Here is a 5,606-nt window from a genome sequence, read left to right as displayed (position 1 = left end):
GTCCCACAGCCGTTTTTTCTTTTCTCCCAGAAGCATTTGGTGGGTTTCTTTGAGAAGGTCGGGAATTGCCAGGTTTTCGGGACATTGTGAAAGGCATTCATTACATTCGGTGCAGGCGTCGGCTTTTTTGCCCGGAAACCACTCGCCGCCGTTGGGGAGCAGATTATAGCGCATTTTTCCGAATTCAATCATGTCGAATGTCTTACCCAGGTTTCGCAGGCGGAGTATTTCGGGAATGGCAACTTCTTCGGGGCATGGCATGCATGCGTAGCAGAGGGTACATCGGCTGTTACCGAGCACCGATTTTTCCTGCTCATAGAGTTTCCGAATGGCCCCGGTTTCCTGGGCCGTAAGTTCGGCAGGGCCATTTCCTGCAGGTATATGAGCATCGAGTTGTCTTGGAGATGCTGCCCCGATGGCCAGAGTTGTAACGCCCTTTCGGGTCAGTGTCCAGCGGTGGAGCAGGGAGAGCGGATCGAAGGGCGCGCAGGCATCGACCAGTTTCTTTGGCGGGGCGAAAAGCATTCCGCCCTTTTCGGAAGGGGAAAGGATAAGCACTCCCATATCATTTTTATGCGCCAGCTCGATTGCAGGCGTGTTTCGCTGATAGGTATACGAATAGAGAAGGCTTACCGCGCTGAAACGGCCGGTAGATATGGCTCTGCAGATTACCTCGGGCGAACCATGGGATGAAAAGCCCATGAATCCGACTCGCTTGTCATCAATCGCCTTCTGAATGGCCCGGACAATTCCATTTCCGGAGAGGGCCTTTTTTAATTTTTCGTCGGTATTGATACCGTGAACATTCATGACATCGATATAATCGGTTCCCAGCTTCTGAAGCGCTTCGTCGATATACCGTGATGCTTCCTCAAAGGAGGCCTGGGCCGTTATTTTTGTGGAAAGATAAAAAGCGTCACGCCTGACTTCTTTCAGGCCAAGGCCGATCAGCTTTTCGCTGTTACCGTATCCTTTGGCGGTGTCGAGATGATTGATTCCCAGGTCTGCCGCTTTTTGCAGTGTAGCGATTGCATTGGCTTCTTTACTTTCCCGTTCCCGGGGCGATAACGATTCTCCTTTGAAGGGGATACGCATGGTACCCAAGGTGAGAGCCGAGATAGTAAGGTTTGTTTTTCCGTAGCGGTTATAAATCATTATTTCTTTTTAAGAAGCTCCTGTGCATGTTTCCGTGATATTTCCGAATCATCACCGAACATCCGGGCGATTTCATCCACTTTCTGGGCGCCCTCGAGGCGTTTGATCCGGGTACGGGTCCGTTTGTTTTCGATTTCTTTATAGACATGAAAATGATGATCGGCCACTGACGCTATCTGATGGAGATGAGAGATGCATATCACCTGATGGGTTCCACTCAGTTCTCTCAACGCGCGGGCCACCTCTTTGGCAAGTACTCCTCCGATACCGGCATCGATTTCATCGAATATGAGGGTAGAAACCCGGTCTTTTTCGGCCAGCACCGACTTGATTGCCAGCATGAGCCGGGAAATTTCTCCACCGGAGGCGATTTTAACGAGAGGAAGCGCCGGTTCGCCGGGATTGGTTTTAACCAGAAAGGAGATGTCTTCCAGCCCCAGCGGGGTCAGGGTAGAATGCCGTTTCAGCGCTGTTTGCCATTCGCCGTCTTTGAAGCCGAGTTTGTTCATCTGGGCCGATATTTTTTTATCGAACTCCCGGGCTGCTTTCTGGCGGGCACGATGAAGGTTGTTTCCCTTGTCAAAGGCCTTTTTATGAGCTTCATCTACCTGCTTTTCCAGGAGTTTCCTGTCGGCCTCGCAGTTTTCGAGGGAGTCGAGATCAGCTTTCAGCTGTTTTGCCCGTTCGAGCAGTTCTAATGATGAACAACCGTATTTCTTTTTAAGCCGTTGAATCCGGGCGATGCGATCGTTGATAAACTCGATCCGCGCCGGATCGGCCGCCGACTCGAAGGACTCCCCGTAGGATTCGCAGTAGGTTTCCAGTTCGGAAAATAGCGTCTGGGTGTTTTCAATATCGGCGATCCACTGGACAGCCGATTGGTCAAACCGTGACAGGTTCTCGAGTTTTTTTCTGATTGCGACAACCGCCTTGCTGAGAGCATTCGAACCCCCACCTGTCAATTCAAGGATATCGGCGGCAAGCTGCAGGCGTTCGGTCGATGAGGTGATTAGTTTCAGTTCGGCCTCCAGCTCAACTTCTTCATCGGCTTTAAGGTTAAGATTGCTTATTTCTTTGAACTGGTACTCGAGGATATCACGGCGCTCTTTGAGTGCTGTGGCTTTCCGGTCGTGTTTTTCCAGAGCCGACTGTACCGAAAAATACTCGGCATAGGCACTCTCGTATTCTTCTTTTGCAGGCGCAACTCCCGAAAGGGAATCGATAATTGCCGGCGCGGTTTCAGGAAGCAGAAGCGATTGATGCTCATGCTGGCTGTGGAAATCGATAAGAAGCTCGCCGACCTTGCCAAGCAGAGTCAGGGGAATGGGCACCTGGTTGAGATAGATCCGGTTTTTTCCGTGCCGGGTTATTTTGCGGCGGATGATCAATTCCTGATTGGATATTTCGATGGTGTTTTCTTCCAGCAACTCTCTGAGAGCGTCGCTGCTTTTCGGAAGATCGAAAACACCGCATATTTCGGCATCATCCGCGCCCGATCGCACCGATTCGGTTGATGCACGGTCACCGAGGAGCAGGCCGATCGCCCCGATAAGAATCGATTTTCCTGCGCCGGTCTCGCCGGTAAAAACAGAAAAACCGTCATCAAACTCTACGGCAAGATCCTCGATAAGGGCCAGATTTTTAACTCGGAGTTCTCGTATCACTGCTGTTGTCACTCCGGTTTTTGTAGTTGAGTCCCCAGTTTAATTTTATTCGTAATAAATCAAAATACGATCGTTCAGAAAGTTGCACAATGTTTGTTTCGCTTTTTCCCTTTGAAATGATGATTTCATCATTACCATCGAGTACCGTTGAATCGAGACCGTCGGCGCTGATCATTGCATCCTCCCGTGAACTTTTGACCATGATACGTATCGGTTTGTTTGACGGCAGGAGCATCGGGCGTTCGGTAAGAGAATGGGGACAGATCGGATTAAGAAGAAATGCATCGATATCAGGATCGACAATAGGACCACCTGCTGCAAGAGAATAGGCCGTGGACCCGCTCGGGGTTGCCACAATCAGACCATCACCTTGGAAATTGCCGATATAATCGGAACCATGCCAGGCCGCAAGTGAAATGAGTCGCGGGTTACTGTACCGGTTGAAGAATATATCGTTGAGGGCATGATATGTAGCTACTTCCTTATTGTTACGTATCAGTCGGGCTTCCAGATTCATTCGTTTGATAAGCGTGTAGTGGCCCTGTGAAATTCTTTTCAGACTGGTTTCCAGATTTTCGGGGCTCAGGTCGGTTAAAAAGCCCAGACCGCCCAGGTTAACCCCTATCACAGGTTTTTCGTGGAATTTCGACATATGGACGACCGAAAGAAATGTGCCGTCTCCTCCGATTGAAATCAATGCTTCACTTTTTTTTAATAAATCTTCGGGGGATCGCTCGATTTCCGCCCCATCAGGTGTCATCCCCTGCATCGAGGGGTGATAGTAGACATGAAGATGCAGCTCTTTTATCCATACGGCAATACGGGCAAGAAGCGATTGTATTTCGGGTGATTCTTTAAATGCAACGATACCAAACGATTTCACCGGTTTCATACTATTCCTTTGTGGTGTCATGTGTATGCATTGCAATGCCATACTACCTGAAGATACTGTTTTGAAGTCCTCAGATAAAAGTATAATGAGAACATCTACGTACGAAATTGACAAATCGACTGCAGCAATTCTTCAAACCCCGGCCAGCGGTTTTTTATTGCAGTATCTGCAATGGTCGTCGTGCCCATACATTTCAGCCCGGCAACGGCAAATGCAGCATTATGCCCTGCAAAAATTTCTGTCGGCAAATCAAATCCATCAAACTGATTTGCGCCGTCGATAACAATACCGTCGGGCATCTCACCGAACCGCGCACCAAGGAGGCGGATACATTCGTTGATCTGTTCGATGCCGTCGGGAATATCATATCGCATGTCTTCGAGTTCACGAAAAATCGACTGCCCGTCGGCAAAAGCGCCTAAAACGATCATCGCAGGCAATTGATCGTAATAATGACAAAGAGGGCGGCATACGATTTTTCTACTGATCAGTGAATAATTTTGAAACTGGATCATTCCCACCGGACCGAAAGAACTCAGGCCGGTTTCCTGTATACCCGGCCTGAAGCCCATTTTTCTTAGAAAATCCAGCAGGGGAAGTGCCCAGGGAACCAGCAATACATTGTTAATGATAAAGGGGCCGCGCTGAACTATCGATTTGGCCGCAAGCACAATGGCTGCAAATAATTCATCGCCCGAGAGGGTGACCTGAGCTTCCTCAACCGAAGAATGTGAAAAATCGACTGAGAGCGTTGACGTGACAGGATTTTCACTCTGTTTCTTTTTTTTGAGCATCTTGAGCCGCCGTTCAAGAGAACTTTTCCTGGCAGCAGGTTGATTGCTGGTAACAGCACATTCATAGCCGAATGCGGCGGTAAGCGGACGGATAATACTCGAAAACTGGAAATCGATCTCGGCCTCCACTTTTTTTCGTAATCCCAATCCGCAGCCGATATATGAATAAAGTTCGTCAAAAGTGATGTCTTCGATGCGTTCCCTGAAATTTTCTGTTTCAAAGAGAGAAATATAGGTAAAACTCTCCGACTGGTCTGCTTTTATGGTACATCCCCACTTAGTTGCCAGATTTGTCCAGTATTCGATCCGCTTTTCCGAAACCGCGGTTACTTTTACCGTTTTTCCCATGCCCAATGCAACGAAGAGTATGAAATCACGGTAGGGGAGATGGTATCCGGCAAAATCAAGCATCGACTCGCTATTTTCCTGAGGAGTGATGACAATCGTGTCTTTTGTTTGGTTCAACGAGCAATGGGATCCGATTCTTTTGTTCCACTCTGCAACAGCCGGGGTGTCGGGAAAAGGTGATATTGTCGTTTTCAGCTGTGAAGCCAGAGCGGCAACAGTTGACAGAATATATTGATTGAGACTTGGCGGCGTTTCAACGGCGCCCCGTATTTCACGGGCAGCCTTAATCTCCAGCATCTTCTTCTCCCTTGGTGAAAATGATTACAATAGTATTCGGATGTCGAGGGGTTTCATGTAAGCGGCCGCTGCAAAAGATAATGGACTTCACCCTTTTTTGTTGTCGGGATTATACAGTCGTGATAAAACTGCAGAACTGTTTTCGGCTCGACGGTATGCCGGATTTCATGGCGCATCCGCGCCTGAACACTGATTACTTTTTCCCGTACCCGGGTGATTATCGCTTTTTCAACTTCTTTTCGCGTGAGTGCTGCATATAAGCCGTCGTAATCTTTTGCCTCGATTAAAGGCTTGAGTGACGATGAATTGCTTCGATACTTACTTTCGGCAACATAGAAGGCGCCATAGTGTATTCTCCGGGAAACAGCCTGCACGGCAAACACATCATGCTCCACACTCGACCCATACTGCTCATCGTCACCATCACGACATATACCGGGTATCAAAGCCAGATAG

Annotated in this window: 4 protein-coding genes; all 4 read right to left on the bottom strand. The window is 48.6% G+C overall.

Annotated features, from left to right (window positions below; translation table 11 throughout):
* Nucleotides 1-1,155: aldo/keto reductase (locus GF401_09825; GenBank protein MBD3345346.1), on the bottom strand; the 1,155-nt coding region annotated here is incomplete at its 3' end.
* Nucleotides 1,155-2,831 (bottom strand): DNA repair protein RecN, encoded by a 1,677-nt coding sequence (gene recN / locus GF401_09820; GenBank protein ID MBD3345345.1) that lies wholly within the window; start codon nt 2,829-2,831, stop codon nt 1,155-1,157. The genes GF401_09825 and recN, both read right to left, overlap by 1 nt.
* Nucleotides 2,797-3,753: a hypothetical protein gene (locus tag GF401_09815; GenBank protein ID MBD3345344.1), complete on the bottom strand. Its 957-nt coding sequence runs from the start codon at nt 3,751-3,753 to the stop codon at nt 2,797-2,799. Before GF401_09815 ends, recN begins: the two co-directional genes overlap by 35 nt.
* A 53-nt stretch (nt 3,754-3,806) precedes the next feature.
* Nucleotides 3,807-5,150, bottom strand: coding sequence for a hypothetical protein (locus GF401_09810; protein ID MBD3345343.1), 1,344 nt, complete (start codon nt 5,148-5,150; stop codon nt 3,807-3,809).
* Nucleotides 5,151-5,606: the final 456 nt, after the last annotated feature.

The sequence above is a fragment of the Chitinivibrionales bacterium genome (genome assembly GCA_014728215.1).
Classification (GTDB): Bacteria; Fibrobacterota; Chitinivibrionia; order Chitinivibrionales; family WJKA01; genus WJKA01.
Note: the sequence above shows the minus strand (reverse complement) of the source record. Positions and strands in the feature narration are given on the sequence as shown.

Bases quoted from the DNA above. Each gene is read 5' to 3' on its own strand.
- GF401_09815 (MBD3345344.1), bottom strand. From the start codon at position 3,753: ATGGCATTGCAATGCATACACATGACACCACAAAGGAATAGTATGAAA.
- GF401_09810 (MBD3345343.1), bottom strand. From the start codon at position 5,150: ATGCTGGAGATTAAGGCTGCCCGTGAAATACGGGGCGCCGTTGAAACG.